Here is a 2,256-nt window from a genome sequence, read left to right on the forward strand (position 1 = left end):
AACATTTTTTCTAAAACAACAGTTTCGAATCATGTTCAACCATCTTAAATATGGTATCCCATAGGGGATTCGAACCCCTGTTACCGCCGTGAAAGGGCGGTGTCCTAGGCCTCTAGACGAATGGGGCACATTTGATACGTTATACTCTGTATCGAGTGAATACTCATAGGTGTCTGTAGGCTAAACACCAGTGCTAATTATCTACTTAAAGATTGTTAAGTAAGTGGTGGAGCTACACGGGATCGAACCGTGGACCTCTTCACTGCCAGCGAAGCGCTCTCCCAGCTGAGCTATAACCCCGTCTTACTTAATGCTTTTGAATATGCTACTAGAAAAAATCTAACATCATGTCTCAACTGCGAGGCGCATTCTATGCAGCATACCCAAAAGTGTCAACTCGTTTTTTAGGAATTTATTCTATCTGCTACAAATTCAATCGCTTTGGATATTCTTTGTGCAGATCTTTCTTTTCCGATTAAGAACAAGGTTAAATCTAACCCAGGAGACTGCCCAGCGCCTGTCACTGCAACGCGCAGAGGCATGCCCACTTTACCCATACCGACGTCAAGTTCTGTTGCTGTCGCTTCAATAACTTGGTGAATATTCTCTACACTCCAATCATTTAGCTCAGATAACTTTTGATTGAACAACGTTAAAGGTTCTAGTGCCACACCACGTAAATGTTTTTTAGCTTGAGCTTCATCGAAGTTATCAAAATCTTCGTAGAAGTAGCGGCTTGAAGCGGCTAATTCTTTTAATGTTTTCGCTCGTTCAGATAATGCTGTAACAATTTCAGTTAACGCTGGACCATTGCTAGTATCAATTTTCTGATCATCCATATGCCACTGTAAATGTGATGCTACATAAACAGGATCGAGAGATTTGATATAATGTTGGTTTAGCCAAATGAGCTTATCAGTATTAAAAGCTGAAGCTGCTTTGTTGATATCATCTAATTTAAACAGCGTTTTCAATTCTTCCATTGAAAATATTTCTTGATCGCCATGAGACCAACCTAAGCGAACAAGATAGTTTAATAGTGCTTCAGGTAAATACCCGTCATCACGATATTGCATAACACCGACAGCACCATGACGTTTAGATAGCTTGGCGCCATCGTCACCCAAAATCATCGACACATGAGCATACTCAGGGATCGGTGCGCCTAATGCTTTAAGGATGTTGAGTTGGCGTGGCGTATTATTGATATGATCTTCACCGCGCACAACGCAGGTAATGCCCATATCCCAGTCATCGACTACAACACAGAAATTATAAGTAGGTACACCATCGGTACGCTTAATGATTAAATCATCAAGCATGTCGTTAGAAATTTCGATTCGACCACGAACGTGATCATCAAATATGACACTGCCTTCGATTGGGTTTTTAAAGCGAACAACAAAAGGCTCGTCAGTGTCACGTGGTGCAAGGTTACGGCAACAACCGTCGTATTTTTGTTGTAAACCTTGTGCAGCTTGCTCTTCACGCATGCTCTCAATACGCTCACGAGAACAATAACATTTATATGCAGTGCCTTTATCTAGCATTTGCGCAATAATTTCATTGTAACGATCAAAACGTTTAGTTTGGTAATAAGGGCCTTCATCCCAAGTCAAACCCAACCAGTTCATACCATCAAGAATGGCATCACAGGCTTCTTGAGTTGAACGCTCAATATCAGTGTCTTCAATACGAAGTACAAATTCACCATTGTTAGCACGTGCGTGTAACCATGAGTAAAGTGCTGTACGGGCACCGCCTACATGAAGAAAACCAGTTGGACTTGGAGCAAAACGCGTCTTAGTAGTCATAATCGGACACTAACCTATTTATAAACGTCTAAAGAAGACAAACAAAAAAATGTGATGCTATTCTAACAGTCAAACCCAGCAGTTGAAATGCCGTACTTCTAAACCTTCAGTAGTTTTTGATTTTTCTTTATTATGGAAGACAATCTCTTGTTCAACAAAGCATCAAAGCGAACAATTTTACTCCGACTGTCATTATTTTAAATAAAAAGCGTTGACAGGTTTTGCTTGCCCCCTATAATACGGCCCCACACAGCGAGGTCGATTAGCTCAGCTGGGAGAGCACCTCCCTTACAAGGAGGGGGTCACTGGTTCGAGCCCAGTATCGACCACCATATTTTTCTTTATGGATTATTGCTGTTAATTATATCTCAGGTCGCTTAGCTCAGCTGGGAGAGCACCCCACCTACAAGGAGGGGGTCACTGGTTCGAGCCCAGACGCGAC

1 protein-coding gene and 3 tRNA genes are annotated in these 2,256 nt (G+C 41.9%); 1 reads left to right on the forward strand and 3 read right to left on the reverse strand.

Annotated features, from left to right (window positions below; genetic code table 11):
• Positions 1-51: 51 nt before the first annotated feature.
• The 3 genes from H5202_RS20880 to gltX form a co-directional block, all read right to left on the reverse strand.
• A tRNA-Glu gene (locus tag H5202_RS20880) sits at positions 52-127 on the reverse strand.
• Positions 128-224: 97 nt separating this feature from the next.
• A tRNA-Ala gene (locus H5202_RS20885) sits at positions 225-300 on the reverse strand.
• 104 nt (positions 301-404) lie between these two features.
• The gene (gene gltX / locus H5202_RS20890) at positions 405-1,814 is read right to left on the reverse strand and encodes a glutamate--tRNA ligase (RefSeq protein ID WP_182773751.1); all 1,410 of its coding nucleotides are present in this window, start codon (positions 1,812-1,814) and stop codon (positions 405-407) included.
• 256 nt (positions 1,815-2,070) lie between these two features.
• Between gltX and H5202_RS20895 the strand changes: the two genes are divergently transcribed.
• Positions 2,071-2,146: transfer RNA gene (locus tag H5202_RS20895), tRNA-Val, on the forward strand.
• Positions 2,147-2,256 lie beyond the last annotated feature (110 nt).

It is taken from the genome of Shewanella sp. SG41-4, assembly GCF_014164505.1.
GTDB lineage: Bacteria > Pseudomonadota > Gammaproteobacteria > Enterobacterales > Shewanellaceae > Shewanella.